Genomic DNA, 18,577 nt, shown 5'->3' with positions numbered 1-18,577 from the left:
TTTTTGATGATTTATTCACTTTTTTAAAATGAAGGCCTTCGCAAGGCTTGGCCGCAAGCCCGATAAAAATTATAGAAAAGCAGAGAGTGCGCCCTCTCTGCTTTTTCTGAGTCCAGCCTACTGGTCAATGACAAGTTCTCTCTCACCTGCCGGAACCTCAAAGCTATTTATAAAGGAAGTCAGAACTTCCTTGGTGATCGGGAAAGCAGCATTGCCATCAAACCGGCTATTCCTGATCCTTACACGCTCATATAGTACATCCTGCTCCACTTTTAAATAAATGTTGTGATATTCCCCCGGCATCTTCCACAGCCTTCCTATATCTATCCCTCTCAGATCTTCTCCAAAAACTTGAATCCACTACTACGCTCACGCCTGCCTCAATTAGCTTCAGCATCTTCTCGAACAAAATGATATGTGCTTTATCTAAATTGGCCCGATATTCCTCCGCAGGGTAATCTATCGCATAACGGCCAAAATTCTCCCAGACTTCTTCATCTATAGAAAAACGTGTAAAGCCCTCCATCTCAAGCTTTTTAGAAAGAGTCGTCTTTCCGGAGCCGGCTATCCCGCACATCAGTACAGCCAGGGGCCTGGACGGATCTTTTTTAGATAAAACGGTCCGGATAGCCTGCGGTTCCAGCATCTGTGTTCCCCTCCTAAAATCCATACTTACTTAACATCCACAACAATTTGACCAAAGAGCCCTTCATCAATATAGGCATTTAAAGTCCACATCCCGCTCGATGGCAGCTTCATGCTTGCTGGTACATCTGTATGGTTGTTGACTGCTGATCCGACAGCCAGCGGATGTGTCCATACTTGCTGCTCTGTATCAAAGTTAACGAGAGCCTTGCTTATTTCATTTGTTCCTTTCTTCACAGCTACCACAGTCAATTTTCCAGATGGGATCTCCTCTCCAAAGAAGTGCCACATATATTTATTCTTAATACCCGCTTTCCATGGAGTAGAGAGGATTGCAAGCTTCCCTTCCTCGCCCCGCAGCTCCATTGTTTCAAAGGGAAATACCGGGCTTTCCATCCATTCTATGTTTTTCATTACTGACATGCTGAAATAGCTGGGTACGTCATTCTTTGACACATTTACAATCAGGTCTTCATAATGCTCTCCATTGATATAAACTTCCAGCATCCACTTGCCGGGGTTATCAAACCAAAGGGCAGAAGGCATTGTTTTTACCGCTCCTAAATTAGGCTGTGTATAGTTTCCTTTATATGACCAGGTTCTTTCTTTTGAATTTGTATCCACAAGCAATACCGGTTTTTTTTCCCCTGATTTTAATTCAGTTCCGATAACCTTGAATTCCCCTTTTATATTTGAGGGGTCCCCCCAGAAATGCCATATAACTTTATTATAGGATTCATCCATCAGCCGGTTATTCGAAATACCGATCCTTCCCTTAATCCCCCTCATCTCTTCGCCTTCTGTTTCAAAGGTGTTTGTAAGCGGGGGTTCTTCTTTACTGCAGGCTGATGTTCCTAATAAAAGAGCACTAAACAGAAGATATGCAGCAGCTTTCTTACACATAATGCTCACCACCTTTTTTCTTCTATAGTAGCAGGTATATCCACTTTATTCCAAAACCGGTCGAATTAAATCCTTTAGGAACAAAAAAAGACCGGCCAAACGCCAGCCCGCGGTAAAACTATAAAAATCTCACTTTCTCCTCTTCTCCATCAAAGCCGCCATTTCCTCAGAATTCTTATTGCCTTCCAGTCTCAATTGATCAATGATGTTTTCATAATCCGTTTTATGGCGGTTTTGACTCATTTTATAGGCCGCCTGTATTTCCTCTGCCTTCATTTTAAAGCCGACAATGCCTTTCATTTGGCTTTCCAGAAGGCCTGGGGAAAGTGTTTCCCACAGGATTGGATTTTTACGGTGTTTTTCGTACTTTTCAAGCATGCTGATCAGTTCTTGTTTTAACTCTTGACAATCCATGATGACAGCTTTTCCATATATATGGACTGCCTGATAGTTCCATGTCGGAACGTTTTCAGGATCATACCATGAGGAGGAAATATAGGCGTGGGGACCCTGGAAGATCGCAAGCACCCTTTCGCCCGCCTCCAGTGTTCTCCACTGAGGATTCCCATATGCCAGATGCCCTGTGATATAGCTGTCTTTCCCTTCTGTATGGAATCCCAGGGGCAGATGGGTGGCGATGGGATTCCCTTTTTCTGCAGTGACGAGTGTGCCAAAAGAATTGGCTTGAACGAACTCCTGGATTTCACCGGCATCTGTGACCTTAAAGTACTTTGGAATATACATAACACCGCTCCTTCCCCTGTCTGCTTATAAAAGTGCCTTGGTTAATATAAAGTCGGTCTGCTCTTCATCTCCCATATAAAAGGAGTGGGCGCCTGTTTTGATAAAACCCAGCCTGCTGTAGGCCGCGATAGCATTTTCATTTTTCTCCCATACACCGAGCCAGATCTTCTTTTTATTCTGCTCTGCAGCCGTTTCCTCCGCTTTGCTGATTAGGCATCTTCCAATTCCCTGCCTTTGGAACGATTGTTTGATATAAATCCTCTCAATTTCCAGTGAATCATCACCCATGCCCTCTGTTTGCGCTTCACCGGCATTCACCTTGAGATATCCAGCCAGTTCACCACCCGCATAGGCAAAATAAAAGGCAGAAGAACGCTCAGACAGCTCCTTTTCGATTTGATTCAGATTGAATGATTTCTCTAAATAGGCTTTCATGTTTTGGGGGGAGTTTTGAGGCCCGAATGTATCCTGGAAGGTTTCGCAGCTAATTTCTTGAAGGGTGTGTAAGTCCTCTATTGTGCACTTTTTTACTTGTATCGTCATGGTCCGCTCCTTTATCGATTTAGTAACTCCGCTTGTTTCCTTTTTTCACAAAATCCCAGTCTTTTTCTATATTGCTTCTGATTTTTTGCAGAGAATGAAACAGGTTTTCCATTTCTTCATCTGTGAATCCATCCAAGGCGATCCTGTTGGAATGATCATTTTCTCTTTTTATGAACGGATACACACTCTTTCCTTTCTCAGTTGGAAACAGTTTATTAATCTTTTGATTCCTTGCATCTCTTCTTTTTTCAACAAACCCATTGGCATCAAGTTTCTTTATAGACCGGGATGCTGTTGTCCGGTCTACCTTAATCATTTCAGCTAATTTTTCCTGGATGATGCCCGGGTTTTCACAAATCCTCACAAGGTATAAATACTGCCCCTTCGTCAGGTTATATTCTTTAAATTCTATATTGCTTATCGAATCCAGTGCTCTGGCAATCATTCCGATTTCGCGGAGGATTTCTTTCATATCACCACTCCTTCATAGCCTTTATCGCTGTTGTTTTCGAGTATTTAGAGAACATATTCAGTGTAAAATAATTTTATTGCATTTGCAACATTATTAGGAAATAAAACTCCATAAATAAAAAACACAGCCTCAGTTGGCTGCGTTTCTTAACACCATAACCCGTACCTGGATTCGTTTCAGAAAGCATCCTCACTATCTTGAGTAAGCAGATAAACATAAATACACTTTTCATTGCAAAAAATGACCAACCGAACCGATTATGGTCGAACTACGTACGGAATTAATGATTACTAAAAACTTCAAGGCATTCATATCGAATATAACTATATATAAACAAAAAGAGCGTAGCCACAAACGACTACGCTCTTTATTATTTTAGTTCCCGACTCTTTTGTACGTTTACAAATCAGGTACCCCTAACCTGCCAATTACTCAACAGTGACAGACTTAGCAAGGTTCCTCGGCTTATCAACATCACAGTCGCGGTGAAGCGCTGCGAAATAAGAAATAAGCTGAAGCGGTACGACAGAGACAAGAGGTGTTAATAGTTCATGAACACTCGGGATGACAAACCGGTCTTCCTCAGTGTCAAGGCCCTTCATGGAGATGATGCAAGGGTTGGCACCGCGTGCAGCAACTTCTTTGACGTTTCCGCGGATGCTGAGGTTGACGTTCTCCTGTGTTGCAATGGCAACGACCGGTGTTCCTTCTTCAATCAGGGCGATGGTTCCGTGCTTGAGCTCGCCGCCGGCGAAGCCTTCAGCCTGGATGTAGGAGATTTCCTTGAGTTTCAGTGCGCCTTCAAGTCCTACATAGTAATCGATGCCGCGGCCGATGAAGAAGCAGTTGCGCGTGAAGGATAGGTACTCGCGTGCGATATAATCCATTTCTTCCTTCGAGTCACAAAGCACTTCCATCGCATTGGCGGCAATCCCAAGCTCTTTCACCAGGTTCAGGCCTTCTGCATTTCCGCGTGATTTTGCGATTACATCAGCAAGGATGGACAGCACGGCAATCTGGGCGGTATAAGCCTTAGTCGATGCAACGGCAATCTCTGGTCCTGCATGAAGAAGCAGTGTGTAATCCGCTTCACGTGAAAGCGTTGAGCCTGGTACATTTGTAATGGTCAGCGCCTTATGGCCAAGCTCCTTCACAGCTACCAGCACAGCACGGCTGTCTGCCGTCTCACCGCTTTGTGAGATGAAGATGAACAGCGGCTTTTCAGGAAGAAGCGGCATGTTATAGCCAAATTCAGAAGCCACATGCACCTCGACAGGAATTCCTGCCATCCTTTCGATCAGCTGTTTGCCGACAAGTCCGGCATGATAGCTGGTACCGCAGGCCACGATGTAGATACGGTCAGAGCCTTTGACAGCATCGACGATATTCTGGTCGATGTGAAGGTTTCCTTCGTCATCCTGATACTTCTGGACAATCTTACGGATAACAAGCGGCTGCTCGTCAATCTCCTTCAGCATGTAATGAGGATATGTCCCTTTTTCGATATCGCTGGCATTCAGTTCAGCTGTGTATGGATCGCGTTCGATCACAGTGCCTTCAAGGTTCTTGATGACCGCTTTTTCCTTTGTGACGATAACCATTTCTTTATCCATAAGCTCCACATATTGATCGGTCACCTGAAGCATAGCCATGGCATCGCTTGCCACTACGTTGAAGTCTTTCCCGATTCCGACAAGCAGCGGGCTCTTGTTTTTAGCAACGAAGATGGTTTCATCATTCTGCTCATCAAGAAGCGCCAGTGCGTACGAACCCTTCAGAAGGGTCAGAGTCCTGCGGATAGCATCCTCAGTGGACTGTCCTTCAGTGACGAATTTCTCAACCAAGTGGACGATAACTTCTGTATCTGTTTCACTCTTGAACGCAGTATCCTGAAGATATTCGCGCTTAAGGATTGAATAGTTCTCAATAACGCCGTTATGGACAAGAGTGAAGCGGCCGGACGTGCTCTGATGGGGATGGGCATTCTCCTGGCTTGGCACACCGTGGGTGGCCCAGCGGGTATGCCCGATTCCTGTGTTTGCCAGTACGTCTTCGCCGACGATGGCCCTGAGGTCCGCTATACGGCCTTTTTCCTTGAATACATGGACCCGGGAGCTGTCCCGGACAGCGATTCCCGCTGAGTCGTATCCTCTATATTCAAGCTTCTCCAGTCCTTTTAACAGGATTTCCTTTGCATCCTGGTTTCCAATAAATCCAACAATTCCGCACATATATATTTTCCTCCTAGAATGGCAAGGAGGCAAGATGACCGGGGGCCAGTCTTGCCCCCTTATCTCTGATTTCTTATTATTTTAGCTGTACATCTCTTTCCCTTTTGTTCAAAGAGTTGCCCCTTTGTTTTGGGAGAAAGATTTTCGGATGTGCACAGGCATCCGGGAGGCATCCGCCGAAAATTTCGATAAACCTCCACCTCGTCAACTAAGCATTCTCGTTCCGCTTAGTCCTGGCGCTTTAGTATTGCTGTTTCGTCCGATCCACCTTTCTGTTTCAATTTTGTTTTATTGCGCAATACGAAAAACAAGATAATCATATCTCATCTGAGGTGCTTCAGTCAAACTTTTTTTGGCACTCCGGGTATATACCCTCCAGTCCCTCTGCTGAAACGATGCACTTACTATTAAAATATGCATGAAAGGCATATTGGTGCCTCCCATGCATATCCATTTATTCAGACTTCCAATCCCATTTCCTGCTGGACTACTTGAGCGATTCTATCTACATACTCATTGCACAGCTCCTCGGTAGGTGCCTCTGCCATTACCCGCACAAGAGGCTCAGTGCCTGAAGGCCGGACAAGGATACGTCCGTTTCCGCCCATTTCCGCCTCCACCTGCTGGATGACGGCATGGACCTTCGGATTGTCTGTTACACCGTGCTTGTCAGTGACCCGGATATTGACGAGCTTCTGCGGGAATTTCTTCATATCAGAAGCCAATTCAGAAAGCGGCTTCTTTGTTACCTTCATGATATTCAGAAGCTGGACTCCAGACAACAGGCCGTCTCCCGTAGCATTATAATCCAGGAAGATGATATGCCCGGATTGTTCACCTCCGAGATTAAAGCCCCCGCGCTTCATTTCTTCCACTACATAACGGTCCCCGACCGCTGTCTGGGCGCTTTGGATACCATGTTCCTCAAGGCCTTTATAGAAGCCGAGGTTGCTCATGACTGTAGAAACAACCGTTGAGTGCTTCAGGCGGCCCTGTTCATTCAGGTATTTCGCACAGATGTACATAATCTGGTCTCCATCGATCACTTTTCCATTCTCATCAATGGCAATCAGGCGGTCTCCATCTCCGTCAAAAGCAAGGCCTACGTCCGCTCCTTTTTCCCTCAGGAAGGCAGTGAGGGTTTCAGGGTGGGTTGAGCCTACTCCTTCATTGATATTCAAGCCGTCAGGAGAAGATCCGATTGTGGAGATATCTGCTTCCAGATCGGCGAACAAATGAGCGGCAAGTGAAGACGTAGCCCCATTTGCACAATCAAGCGCGACATGGATGCCTGAGAAATCTTCGTCCACCGTTTGTTTAAGATACTGGATGTATTTCTGGCAGCCTTCAAAATAATCGTTGACGGTCCCGAGATCGGCTCCAACTGGCCTTGGAAGCGAATCGGATTCCATATCCATCAGGTTTTCAATTTCATTTTCCTGTTCATCTGAAAGCTTGAAGCCGTCCGGTCCAAAGAATTTGATGCCGTTGTCTGCAACCGGATTATGCGAGGCTGAAATCATGACTCCAGCCTGGGCACCCTGAGTCTTGGTCAGGTATGAAACACCAGGAGTGGAAATCACACCTAAGCGCATGACCTCCGCTCCAATGGAAAGAAGCCCTGCTATCAAAGCATTTTCAAGCATTTCTCCGGAGATCCGGGTGTCGCGGCCAATCAGCACTTTAGGACGTCTGGTATCTTTTGTCAATACATACCCTCCGCACCTGCCAAGCTTAAACGCTAATTCTGGAGTCAATTCCGCATTTGCTACACCGCGGACTCCATCTGTGCCAAAATATTTACCCATTTGCATATCGCTCCCTTTTTAAATGTCTGCATCATTTTTTATTCTGCTGCTTCTTTCTTATCAACCTGGACAGCGGCGCTGTCTGTGCTGAGTTTGCCTGTCAGTCCTTCCGGCAGTTTAGCCAGGATCGGCGCTTCGTTTCTGCCCTCGGTCAGTTTAGCTGCATCTATAGAAAGCTGTATTTTTGAAGGATCCAGTTTATTTATCTCATCCGGCGGACCGGTTATGGTCATATCTGCTGTGCCGCCGGCCGGCGTTATGAACGTCAATTCGTATTCATCCGGAAGGCCCGATGCCGTAATATCCAATCCCTTGAATGTCTTGGTAATATCCTGAACACTTGCCTCTTCGTCCTGCTGCGGTTCGTCAGGCTTCTTCTCAGTTTCCTTTTCTCTGGTGGCTGTGATGGATACACTCACCGTTGTCTGGGACATTTTCTGGATGCCATCTGGCAGCGGGAGCTTTTGTTCCCTTTTTTCAGATGAATCAATATTTCCTATATCAACTGGAAGCCGTATCTGCCCGATTTTATCCAGTTCAGACTGCTTTCCATACAGAGTAACTTCTTTTGGATTGACTGCAATCGCATCAATCTTTATGCCATCCTTCCCCTTGCCGGTTTTTACCGCTGTAACGGGAACCGTTTTGGAAGGAATCTTGATCGGCACCCGGACCTCAACGGTATCCGGGACGATGGTTACATCCAGTTTATTCAAGTTTTCATCAAGGGCCATCACCTTGGCAGATCTTTGTACAGATTGATTGGCCCCTTTATCGATTTCAATCGAAGCCCTCACAATGGAGATTTGGCTCATCACGTCCTCTGCCCCTGTAATGCGGACCGTCCCTGGAGTGGTATCCGGGACCCCGGCTATATACCCTTCCTCTAAAAGCGAGGTATTGAAATAAGGGGAAACCGAATATTCCTTCGTGATTTTTTCCTGCACTGTGACGCTTGCCTGCTGAGGCCTGATTTCGGCCTTAAGCTTATCTGACAGCTCTGATACTTGAATCTTTACCTTCTGCTCCCCGATCGGCGCATCCGCAAGGTCGATGAATACCTTAAAATCCCTCTGGTTCTTAGTGGAAAGAACAATGCTTTTTGGCCCTTTCAATACAACATCGACCTTTTCCGGAGCTCCGCTTACAACCAGATTTTTCCGGTCATAATAGAGCTCCACCGGGACATCTTCGACCGTTTCAGTTTCTTCGCTCGATGGAGTCATGAAGCTTGAGGACTCTTTTTTAGTATCAGGCTGAAAATTGATCGAGATGAACAAAAGAGCAGCTAAAGAAAAAGCAATAATCTTGATAAACCAGGGAGTTTTCATTAAGCTATCCATTTTTTTTTGCCCTCCAATTCCAAAGAGCAGGAGACGCAGCCCTGTTTTTATCAACCAATTCGATCTTCAGCATATCCTTCAGCGAATCCTGATTCAGATTACGGTACAGTTCACCATTCTTAGTTAAAGAAATGCTTCCTGTCTCCTCAGACACAACAATGGTTACACTGTCTGTCACTTCCGATACCCCAAGGGCGGCCCTGTGCCTCGTCCCGAGCTCCTTCGATATAAAAGGGCTCTCTGAAAGAGGCAGATAACAGGCAGCAGCCGCAACCTGGTTCCCTTGCAGGATGACGGCTCCGTCATGGAGCGGGGTGTTCGGGATGAAGATATTGATCAGAAGCTCTGACGAAATGGCAGAATTCAAAGGAATTCCCGTTTCGATATAATCGCTCATCCCTGTCTCTCTCTCGACCGATATCAAGGCCCCGATCCTTCTCTTGGCCATATAGTTCGTCGCTTTAAGAATGGATTCCACAAGCCGCTCCTGGCCTTCCTCTTCAACCTGCCCGGTTCCCCTGGAGAAAATTTTCCCGCGGCCGAGCTGTTCAAGTGCCCTGCGCAGCTCTGGCTGGAAGATGATGATGATCGCGAGGAATCCCCAGGTCATCGCCTGTTCCATGAGCCAGCCAAGTGTATTAAGCCCCAGGAAATTGCTCAGGCTCTGGACAATGACGATCACAAAGATCCCTTTCAGGAGCTGGACGGCCTTGGTTCCCCTGATAACCATAAGCAGCTTGTATATCACAAACCAGACAAGCAGGATATCAATGAAATTTATAAAATAATCATAGAAAGTAAAGTGGGATAACGACATGTTACTTTCCTCCAGTCAAGAAATTCGAAAAGATCTCCCTGCTTCTCTCCGAATGGGGTTATGTCTGTATGTAAACCAAAGGCTTTTAGCATCCGCTAAACTGAGATTTAACACAATACTTGAAATTATATCATGAAAGTAAATGTTTTTCTCTTAATAAGCGAGTTTTAGCCAGGCTGCACCCTAGAAAATTATGTAATAAAAGACCATCCCGGTTAGGATGGCCGATTTTAGTTTGTACTAGTAGTCAAAGAGTTGGAAACTTTTTCAAACGTGGACTTTATTTGATACCAAAGCCATTCAAACGCCTGATCAATTTCCTTGATGTCGCCTGTCACACTGCCAGCTGATGCGAGATAGCGGTTGCCGTTAATTACGGTCACATCCCCCAGGACCCTGCCCTCGATCTTTATATCTCCGTTCTTGACCAGGATATCACCCTTAATGGTCTTTCCTTCTGGGACGATGACTGTATGATTGCTGATGATCAAGTCCTGCTGCCTTGTGACCGAAAAATCACTGGATTGATTCCAGGAAGACATAAAGGCCCCGGAAATCAGTACCAAAAACATCACTGCCGCAGTGAGGAGCGGATGGCCCATCATCCAGGTTTTGACAGACCGCTTTTTCTTTTCGGCCGGCAGGCTGGCCATCACCTTTTGGGTGAAATCAGGGGATAAGGATATATTGGAAGGCACCCTCACCAGGGAAACTGCCTTATCCAGTTCGTGAAAATATAGTCTGCATTCATCGCATGCCTGCAGATGCTCTTTTAGTATCCGTTCTTTATCCGGATCGATCTCTTCGTCCAGGTAATCATGCATATATTCTATTATTTCTTCTGGACATGCCATAGAAACCACCATCCTATAAATGACGTAATTGAAGCCTTAATGCTTCCCGTCCCCTGTGTATCCTGGTTTTGACCGTGCCCACAGGAAGATCGAGCGCATCGCTGATCTCTTTTAAAGATAAATCCTCCATATACTTCAAAATGATCACAGACCGGTATTTTTCAGGAAGCTTGAGTATTTCCTTCTGTACGGCTTCCTGCATCTCCATACTTTCCGCTTCCTTCTCCGGACTGTCTGCATCGGAAGCAAGCTGCGAGTACATATCGAGTCCGTCTGTCCCCGCAATTTCAGCATCAAGATAGTAATCCGGTTTCTTTTTCCTAATTCTGTCGATGCAAAGATTGGTAGCAATTCTGTATATCCATGTGGAGAACTTCAGGTTCATATTAAAGCTTTTCAGATGAATATAAGCCTTCACAAAGGCCTCCTGCGCCAGGTCCTCCGCTTCATGGCGGTTGCCGACCATTCTGTAGCACAGGTAAAAGACCTTGTCCTTGTATTCCTCGACAATGGTACTGTAGGCATTCTGATCACCATTTAACACCTGATTTATTTTTTCTTTCACAAGCACTTCCATAGCTATTAATACCCCCGCTTTCGCGGCTATACGATTTCTACGAATCGCAAGCTGAAAGGTTTCATTTATTTTTTTATTATTTTATCAAATTTTTACAATTAATGGTTTGAAAACTGTAAAATGTGGGAACAACGTATGAAAATGCTAAATGGGAAGGTTGGATAATGTATGTCTATCGAAATTAGGGAGCTAATTAATGACATAGAAGAGTGCCGTGCGAAGATGCTCCATTTAGCCTCAAGAACATCCATGAATGACCGCCACGTAGTAGAGGCTTCCACCCAGCTGGATACCCTGATACATAAATATATCATGTTAACAAGAAAACAGTAACCGGGAAGGTTACTGTTTTCCATTTTTATGCCAGCTTCTCCCCAAACAGGGAACCCATAAGGGCAACAGCTACTTTAGCCGTCCGGTTCCGTTCGTCAAGGATAGGGTTTACCTCGACAAACTCCGCAGAAGTTACAATTTCAGATTCGGCCAGCATCTCCATGGCCAGATGGCTCTCACGATAGGAGATTCCCCCCATGACAGGCGTGCCCACTCCAGGAGCATCGATGGGATCGAGTCCGTCGAGATCAAGAGAAAGGTGCACACCATCTGTTTTCTCCCTGAGATATTCAATGGCTTCTTCCATCACTTTCGCCATGCCCATACGGTCGATTTCGTGCATTGTATACACCTTGATGCCCTGCTCCCTGATAAGCTCCTTCTCTCCATCATCCAGGGCCCTAGCCCCGATTACCACGACATTTTCCGGCTTCAGCTTCGGTCCGTATCCATGAAGGTTAGTGAGAATCGGATGCCCGAAGCCAAGACTGGCAGCAAGCGGGGTTCCATGTATATTGCCTGATGGAGATGTTTCTTCTGTATTTAAGTCTCCATGGGCATCGTACCAGATGACTCCAAGATTGTTATAATGCTTTGCTACCCCTGCGAGCGTGCCGATCGCGATGCTGTGGTCCCCGCCAAGCACCAGCGGGAAATCACCGCTCTGGATGATATGATCCACCTTTTCAGCCAGCGCCTCATTGCCCTCAGCCACAAGCTTAAGATTCTTTAGCTTTTCATTTGGATTGTGAAGGCGCTCCGCACGGCCGATGATGATATCCCCTTGATCTTCCACATCGAATTGCAGATGCTCAAGCCTTTCGATTACCCCCGCATAACGGATAGCGCTCGGTCCCATATCCACCCCGCGCCTCGTCTGCCCGAGATCCATCGGTACTCCTACAATTGAAATCTTCTTCATTGTTCGTTTCCTCCTCAGTCCTAATCTATCTCTCTTCTATTCTATAAGCTGAATCGAAATGACTCAACTCGACAGATTTCTGCATAAGTATGCGTTTTCAGCAAAATTCAGGGTGGCCGCTATAGAATCATAAAAGAGGCGCGGTATGAAGTCTTAAGAGAACGATTCGCCAAAAAAATGAGTAGTAACGAAACGGGAAAACGTAAATACATAGGCCGGCTGCCTAACATGAATATACGGCATTGCATTAAAAAAACCTTAAACCATTAATGGTTTAAGGTTAAAAAGGTGTATGTAGTAAAAGTTAGATGGTGGAGCCTAGCGGGATCGAACCGCTGACCTCCTGCGTGCAAGGCAGGCGCTCTCCCAGCTGAGCTAAGGCCCCTGGGAATGAAATAGATTGGAGCGGAAGACGGGGTTCGAACCCGCGACCCCAACCTTGGCAAGGTTGTATTCTACCACTGAACTACTTCCGCAACATATAAAAGTGAGCCATGAAGGATTCGAACCTTCGACCCTCTGATTAAAAGTCAGATGCTCTACCGGCTGAGCTAATGGCTCATATGGCTGGGCTAGCTGGATTCGAACCAACGCATGACGGAGTCAAAGTCCGTTGCCTTACCGCTTGGCTATAGCCCATTCATAAAAATAAGGGTTAACTTCTTCAGGGAGCCTGTCCGCTTGAAATAGTTAACTGCATCGTGACAATATTATATTTCCCTATAAATAAAAAAATATAACAAGTCTTATTAAATTAATGTAAAAATGGTGGAGGGGGACGGATTCGAACCGCCGAACCCTGAGGGAGCGGATTTACAGTCCGCCGCGTTTAGCCACTTCGCTACCCCTCCGATATTTAAATGGTGGAGGATGACGGGATCGAACCGCCGACCCTCTGCTTGTAAGGCAGATGCTCTCCCAGCTGAGCTAATCCTCCAGTATATAATGGTGACCCCTACGGGATTCGAACCCGTGTTACCGCCGTGAAAGGGCGGTGTCTTAACCGCTTGACCAAGGGGCCTTTATAAAGATAGAAATGTAAGCTCCCAAGCGGGCTCGAACCGCTGACCTCTTCCTTACCATGGAAGTGCTCTACCTGCTGAGCTATGGAAGCATGGCTCCGCAGGTAGGACTCGAACCTACGACCGTTCGGTTAACAGCCGAATGCTCTACCACTGAGCTACTGCGGAATAATATGGTAAACTTCCTTGCTTGATGAATCCTGCCCGGCAGCGTCCTACTCTCACAGGGGGAGAGCCCCCAACTACCATCGGCGCTAAAGAGCTTAACTTCCGTGTTCGGGATGGGAACGGGTGTGACCTCTTTGCCATAACTGCCAGACAAGTTTTTCTCAAGAGACATATGTTATTATAACATCTTTTGAGAGTTATTCAAATAACAATTTTTCATTTCTTAAAAGAACTTTCGTTCCTTCAAAACTAGATAACAAAGGCTGATCTGCATTACGTTTTCGAGTATAAACAAGATAGGTTAAGTCCTCGATCGATTAGTATCTGTCAGCTCCACGTGTCGCCACGCTTCCACCTCAGACCTATCTACCTGATCATCTTTCAGGGATCTTACTAGCTTGACGCTATGGGAAATCTCATCTTGAGGGGGGCTTCATGCTTAGATGCTTTCAGCACTTATCCCGTCCGCACATAGCTACCCAGCGATGCCTTTGGCAAGACAACTGGTACACCAGCGGTGCGTCCATCCCGGTCCTCTCGTACTAAGGACAGCTCCTCTCAAATTTCCTGCGCCCACGACGGATAGGGACCGAACTGTCTCACGACGTTCTGAACCCAGCTCGCGTACCGCTTTAATGGGCGAACAGCCCAACCCTTGGGACCGACTACAGCCCCAGGATGCGATGAGCCGACATCGAGGTGCCAAACCTCCCCGTCGATGTGGACTCTTGGGGGAGATAAGCCTGTTATCCCCGGGGTAGCTTTTATCCGTTGAGCGATGGCCCTTCCATGCGGAACCACCGGATCACTAAGCCCGACTTTCGTCCCTGCTCGACTTGTAGGTCTCGCAGTCAAGCTCCCTTGTGCCTTTACACTCTGCGAATGATTTCCAACCATTCTGAGGGAACCTTTGGGCGCCTCCGTTACTCTTTAGGAGGCGACCGCCCCAGTCAAACTGCCCGCCTGACACTGTCTCCCGCCCCGATAAGGGGCGCGGGTTAGAATTTCAATACAGCCAGGGTAGTATCCCACCGATGCCTCCACCGAAGCTGGCGCTCCGGCTTCAAAGGCTCCTACCTATCCTGTACAAGCTGTACCAAAATTCAATATCAGGCTGCAGTAAAGCTCCACGGGGTCTTTCCGTCCTGTCGCGGGTAACCTGCATCTTCACAGGTAGTATAATTTCACCGAGTCTCTCGTTGAGACAGTGCCCAGATCGTTACGCCTTTCGTGCGGGTCGGAACTTACCCGACAAGGAATTTCGCTACCTTAGGACCGTTATAGTTACGGCCGCCGTTTACTGGGGCTTCAGTTCAAAGCTTCGCTTGCGCTAACCTCTCCCCTTAACCTTCCAGCACCGGGCAGGCGTCAGCCCCTATACTTCGCCTTGCGGCTTCGCAGAGACCTGTGTTTTTGCTAAACAGTCGCCTGGGCCTATTCACTGCGGCTCATCCGGGCTATTCACCCAGATGAGCACCCCTTCTCCCGAAGTTACGGGGTCATTTTGCCGAGTTCCTTAACGAGAGTTCTCTCGCACACCTTAGGATTCTCTCCTCGCCTACCTGTGTCGGTTTGCGGTACGGGCACCCTTCATCTCGCTAGAGGCTTTTCTTGGCAGTGTGGAATCAGGAACTTCGGTACTAAATTTCCCTCGCCATCACAGCTCAGCTTATGTGAAAACGGGATTTGCCTCGTTTTCAGCCTAACTGCTTGGACGCGCTAATCCAACAGCGCGCTTACCCTATCCTACTGCGTCCCCCCATCGCTCAAACGATGAATAGGTGGTACAGGAATATCAACCTGTTGTCCATCGCCTACGCCTTTCGGCCTCGGCTTAGGTCCCGACTAACCCTGAGCGGACGAGCCTTCCTCAGGAAACCTTAGGCATTCGGTGGAAGGGATTCTCACCCTTCTTTCGCTACTCATACCGGCATTCTCACTTCTAAGCGCTCCACCAGTCCTTCCGGTCTGGCTTCTCAGCCCTTAGAACGCTCTCCTACCGCGGACACCCTAGGTGTCCACCCACAGCTTCGGTGATACGTTTAGCCCCGGTACATTTTCGGCGCAGAGTCACTCGACCAGTGAGCTATTACGCACTCTTTAAATGGTGGCTGCTTCTAAGCCAACATCCTGGTTGTCTAAGCAACTCCACATCCTTTTCCACTTAACGTATACTTTGGGACCTTAGCTGGTGGTCTGGGCTGTTTCCCTTTTGACTACGGATCTTATCACTCGCAGTCTGACTCCCAAGGAAAAGTCATTGGCATTCGGAGTTTGACTGAATTCGGTAACCCGAGATGGGCCCCTAGTCCAATCAGTGCTCTACCTCCAAGACTCTTAACACTTGAGGCTAGCCCTAAAGCTATTTCGGAGAGAACCAGCTATCTCCAGGTTCGATTGGAATTTCTCCGCTACCCACACCTCATCCCCGCACTTTTCAACGTGCGTGGGTTCGGGCCTCCATTCAGTGTTACCTGAACTTCACCCTGGACATGGGTAGATCACCTGGTTTCGGGTCTACGACCTCATACTCATTCGCCCTATTCAGACTCGCTTTCGCTGCGGCTCCGTCTCATCAACTTAACCTTGCATGAAATCGTAACTCGCCGGTTCATTCTACAAAAGGCACGCCATCACCCGTTTCCCAAAAGGGACATAGGGCTCTGACTACTTGTAGGCACACGGTTTCAGGATCTCTTTCACTCCCCTTCCGGGGTGCTTTTCACCTTTCCCTCACGGTACTGGTTCACTATCGGTCACTAGGTAGTATTTAGCCTTGGGAGATGGTCCTCCCTGCTTCCGACGGGATTTCACGTGTCCCGCCGTACTCAGGATCCACTCTGGAGGGAACGAAGTTTCGACTACAGGGTTGTTACCTTCTTCGACGGACCTTTCCATGTCTCTTCGTCTACCCCGTTCCTTTGTAACTCCGTATAGAGTGTCCTACAACCCCGAAAGGCAAGCCTTTCGGTTTGGGCTACATTCCGTTTCGCTCGCCGCTACTTGGGAAATCGCATTTGCTTTCTGTTCCTCCGGGTACTTAGATGTTTCAGTTCCCCGGGTCTGCCTCCATCACCCTATGAATTCAGGTGAAGGTACTGTTCCATTACGAACAGTGGGTTTCCCCATTCGGAAATCTCCGGATCAAAGCTTACTTACAGCTCCCCGAAGCATATCGGTGTTAGTCCCGTCCTTCATCGGCTCCTAGTGCCAAGGCATTCACCGTGCGCCCTTTCTAACTTAACCAATTCGGCTGATGTTCTTCCCCTAAGCCCGAAGGGCTGTCAGGTCTTGAATCATCGACCTATAATAAAACAATAAAACTTAACTCGGTTTATTACTCGATGCGGTAAAATGACGCAAATCATTTTTGCCTTATATTGTTATCTAGTTTTCAAAGAACAAAAAATCCTTTTTTTGAGAGAATGCTCCCTCAAAACTGAACGAAACAAGATCGCTTTTTCCTTAGAAAGGAGGTGATCCAGCCGCACCTTCCGATACGGCTACCTTGTTACGACTTCACCCCAATCATCTGTCCCACCTTAGGCGGCTGGCTCCATAAAGGTTACCCCACCGACTTCGGGTGTTACAAACTCTCGTGGTGTGACGGGCGGTGTGTACAAGGCCCGGGAACGTATTCACCGCGGCATGCTGATCCGCGATTACTAGCGATTCCGGCTTCATGCAGGCGAGTTGCAGCCTGCAATCCGAACTGAGAATGGCTTTATGGGATTCGCTCGGCCTCGCGGCTTTGCTGCCCTTTGTACCATCCATTGTAGCACGTGTGTAGCCCAGGTCATAAGGGGCATGATGATTTGACGTCATCCCCACCTTCCTCCGGTTTGTCACCGGCAGTCACCTTAGAGTGCCCAACTGAATGCTGGCAACTAAGATCAAGGGTTGCGCTCGTTGCGGGACTTAACCCAACATCTCACGACACGAGCTGACGACAACCATGCACCACCTGTCACTCTGTCCCCCGAAGGGGAACGTCCTATCTCTAGGAGTGTCAGAGGATGTCAAGACCTGGTAAGGTTCTTCGCGTTGCTTCGAATTAAACCACATGCTCCACCGCTTGTGCGGGCCCCCGTCAATTCCTTTGAGTTTCAGCCTTGCGGCCGTACTCCCCAGGCGGAGTGCTTAATGCGTTAGCTGCAGCACTAAAGGGCGGAAACCCTCTAACACTTAGCACTCATCGTTTACGGCGTGGACTACCAGGGTATCTAATCCTGTTCGCTCCCCACGCTTTCGCGCCTCAGCGTCAGTTACAGACCAGAGAGTCGCCTTCGCCACTGGTGTTCCTCCACATCTCTACGCATTTCACCGCTACACGTGGAATTCCACTCTCCTCTTCTGCACTCAAGTCTCCCAGTTTCCAATGACCCTCCACGGTTGAGCCGTGGGCTTTCACATCAGACTTAAAAGACCGCCTGCGCGCGCTTTACGCCCAATAAATCCGGACAACGCTTGCCACCTACGTATTACCGCGGCTGCTGGCACGTAGTTAGCCGTGGCTTTCTGGCCAGGTACCGTCAAGGTGCCATCAGTTACTATGGCACTTGTTCTTCCCTGACAACAGAGTTTTACGATCCGAAAACCTTCTTCACTCACGCGGCGTTGCTCCGTCAGACTTTCGTCCATTGCGGAAGATTCCCTACTGCTGCCTCCCGTAGGAGTCTGGGCCGTGTCTCAGTCCCAGTGTGGCCGATCACCCTCTCAGGTCGGCTACGCATCGTGGCCTTGGTGAGCCGTTACCCCACCAACTAGCTAATGCGCCGCGGGCCCATCCTTGAGTGACAGCCGAAACCGTCTTTCCTCTTTCCCTCATGTGAGGGAAAGACCTATCCGGTATTAGCTCCGGTTTCCCGAAGTTATCCCGATCTCAAGGGCAGGTTGCCCACGTGTTACTCACCCGTCCGCCGCTGACTTCAGGGAGCAAGCTCCCATCCATCCGCTCGACTTGCATGTATTAGGCACGCCGCCAGCGTTCGTCCTGAGCCAGGATCAAACTCTCCGAAAAGTGTTCGATATAGCTCATAAAGTTTAAAACTTGTTTTGTTTACTTCCATATAGGAAGTAACTGGCGTCTTGTTTCGTTCAGTTTTCAAAGAACAATCTTTAGTCAGCATTGGTCAGTCACCCGTAGGCGACTCACTTAATATATCATGAATTGATTTATTAAGTCAACACTTTTT

13 protein-coding genes, 9 tRNA genes and 3 rRNA genes are annotated in these 18,577 nt (G+C 47.7%); 1 reads left to right on the top strand and 24 read right to left on the bottom strand.

From position 1 onward, the window contains the following. Positions 1–247: 247 nt before the first annotated feature. From V1501_RS01005 to sigW, 11 genes are all read right to left on the bottom strand, one after another. Complete coding sequence (locus V1501_RS01005; RefSeq protein ID WP_409291026.1) at positions 248–646, bottom strand: AAA family ATPase; 399 nt, start codon at positions 644–646, stop codon at positions 248–250. A gap of 26 nt (positions 647–672) precedes the next feature. Next, on the bottom strand, positions 673–1,548 hold the full coding sequence (locus V1501_RS01000; protein ID WP_409291025.1) for a DUF4871 domain-containing protein: 876 nt from the start codon (positions 1,546–1,548) through the stop codon (positions 673–675). Positions 1,549–1,677: 129 nt separating this feature from the next. Then, on the bottom strand, positions 1,678–2,292 hold the full coding sequence (locus V1501_RS00995) for an FMN-binding negative transcriptional regulator (RefSeq protein WP_409291024.1): 615 nt from the start codon (positions 2,290–2,292) through the stop codon (positions 1,678–1,680). A 24-nt stretch (positions 2,293–2,316) separates the two neighbouring features. Beyond that, positions 2,317–2,835, bottom strand: a complete 519-nt coding sequence (locus tag V1501_RS00990) for a GNAT family N-acetyltransferase (RefSeq protein ID WP_409291023.1) — start codon at positions 2,833–2,835, stop codon at positions 2,317–2,319. Positions 2,836–2,854: 19 nt separating this feature from the next. Then, positions 2,855–3,307 (bottom strand): MarR family winged helix-turn-helix transcriptional regulator, encoded by a 453-nt coding sequence (locus V1501_RS00985; RefSeq protein WP_409291022.1) that lies wholly within the window; start codon positions 3,305–3,307, stop codon positions 2,855–2,857. A gap of 428 nt (positions 3,308–3,735) precedes the next feature. Further along, on the bottom strand, positions 3,736–5,538 hold the full coding sequence (gene glmS, locus V1501_RS00980; protein WP_409291021.1) for a glutamine--fructose-6-phosphate transaminase (isomerizing): 1,803 nt from the start codon (positions 5,536–5,538) through the stop codon (positions 3,736–3,738). A gap of 458 nt (positions 5,539–5,996) precedes the next feature. After that, positions 5,997–7,346, bottom strand: a complete 1,350-nt coding sequence (glmM, locus tag V1501_RS00975; RefSeq protein WP_409291020.1) for a phosphoglucosamine mutase — start codon at positions 7,344–7,346, stop codon at positions 5,997–5,999. 38 nt (positions 7,347–7,384) lie between these two features. Next, on the bottom strand, positions 7,385–8,689 hold the full coding sequence (locus V1501_RS00970; RefSeq protein ID WP_409291019.1) for a YbbR-like domain-containing protein: 1,305 nt from the start codon (positions 8,687–8,689) through the stop codon (positions 7,385–7,387). Beyond that, positions 8,682–9,506: a diadenylate cyclase CdaA gene (cdaA, locus tag V1501_RS00965; protein ID WP_409291018.1), complete on the bottom strand. Its 825-nt coding sequence runs from the start codon at positions 9,504–9,506 to the stop codon at positions 8,682–8,684. Before cdaA ends, V1501_RS00970 begins: the two co-directional genes overlap by 8 nt. A 230-nt stretch (positions 9,507–9,736) precedes the next feature. Next, on the bottom strand, positions 9,737–10,360 hold the full coding sequence (locus V1501_RS00960; RefSeq protein WP_409291017.1) for a zf-HC2 domain-containing protein: 624 nt from the start codon (positions 10,358–10,360) through the stop codon (positions 9,737–9,739). Positions 10,361–10,373: 13 nt separating this feature from the next. Next, complete coding sequence (gene sigW, locus V1501_RS00955; protein ID WP_409291016.1) at positions 10,374–10,937, bottom strand: RNA polymerase sigma factor SigW; 564 nt, start codon at positions 10,935–10,937, stop codon at positions 10,374–10,376. A gap of 168 nt (positions 10,938–11,105) precedes the next feature. Between sigW and V1501_RS00950 the strand changes: the two genes are divergently transcribed. Then, on the top strand, positions 11,106–11,270 hold the full coding sequence (locus tag V1501_RS00950; RefSeq protein WP_409291015.1) for a Spo0E family sporulation regulatory protein-aspartic acid phosphatase: 165 nt from the start codon (positions 11,106–11,108) through the stop codon (positions 11,268–11,270). A gap of 25 nt (positions 11,271–11,295) precedes the next feature. On the opposite strand, the gene rocF is transcribed toward V1501_RS00950, so the two are convergent. The 13 genes from rocF to V1501_RS00885 form a co-directional block, all read right to left on the bottom strand. Continuing rightward, positions 11,296–12,192: an arginase gene (rocF, locus tag V1501_RS00945; RefSeq protein WP_409291014.1), complete on the bottom strand. Its 897-nt coding sequence runs from the start codon at positions 12,190–12,192 to the stop codon at positions 11,296–11,298. A 309-nt stretch (positions 12,193–12,501) separates the two neighbouring features. After that, positions 12,502–12,577 (bottom strand) — tRNA-Ala (locus V1501_RS00940). 16 nt (positions 12,578–12,593) lie between these two features. Continuing rightward, positions 12,594–12,668: transfer RNA gene (locus V1501_RS00935), tRNA-Gly, on the bottom strand. Positions 12,669–12,680: 12 nt separating this feature from the next. Beyond that, positions 12,681–12,753, bottom strand: a tRNA-Lys gene (locus V1501_RS00930). A 3-nt stretch (positions 12,754–12,756) separates the two neighbouring features. Then, positions 12,757–12,831: transfer RNA gene (locus tag V1501_RS00925), tRNA-Gln, on the bottom strand. Between the two features lie 127 nt (positions 12,832–12,958). Beyond that, positions 12,959–13,043 (bottom strand) — tRNA-Tyr (locus V1501_RS00920). 10 nt (positions 13,044–13,053) lie between these two features. After that, positions 13,054–13,129 (bottom strand) — tRNA-Val (locus tag V1501_RS00915). Positions 13,130–13,138: 9 nt separating this feature from the next. Next, positions 13,139–13,213: transfer RNA gene (locus V1501_RS00910), tRNA-Glu, on the bottom strand. A 20-nt stretch (positions 13,214–13,233) separates the two neighbouring features. Continuing rightward, positions 13,234–13,306: transfer RNA gene (locus tag V1501_RS00905), tRNA-Thr, on the bottom strand. Between the two features lies 1 nt (position 13,307). Beyond that, positions 13,308–13,382 (bottom strand) — tRNA-Asn (locus tag V1501_RS00900). Positions 13,383–13,416: 34 nt separating this feature from the next. Then, a 5S ribosomal RNA gene (gene rrf, locus V1501_RS00895) occupies positions 13,417–13,533 on the bottom strand. Positions 13,534–13,679: 146 nt separating this feature from the next. Beyond that, positions 13,680–16,628, bottom strand: a 23S ribosomal RNA gene (locus V1501_RS00890). A gap of 223 nt (positions 16,629–16,851) precedes the next feature. Then, positions 16,852–18,402, bottom strand: a 16S ribosomal RNA gene (locus V1501_RS00885). Together the 16S, 23S and 5S rRNA genes with 9 tRNA genes alongside form the textbook arrangement of a ribosomal RNA operon. Positions 18,403–18,577 lie beyond the last annotated feature (175 nt).

It is taken from the genome of Paraperibacillus esterisolvens, from assembly GCF_046237625.1.
GTDB classification, from domain to species: Bacteria; Bacillota; Bacilli; order Bacillales; family DSM-1321; genus Paraperibacillus; species Paraperibacillus esterisolvens.
The sequence above is the reverse complement of the archived record's forward strand: the minus strand, read 5'-3'. Positions and strand labels throughout refer to the sequence as shown.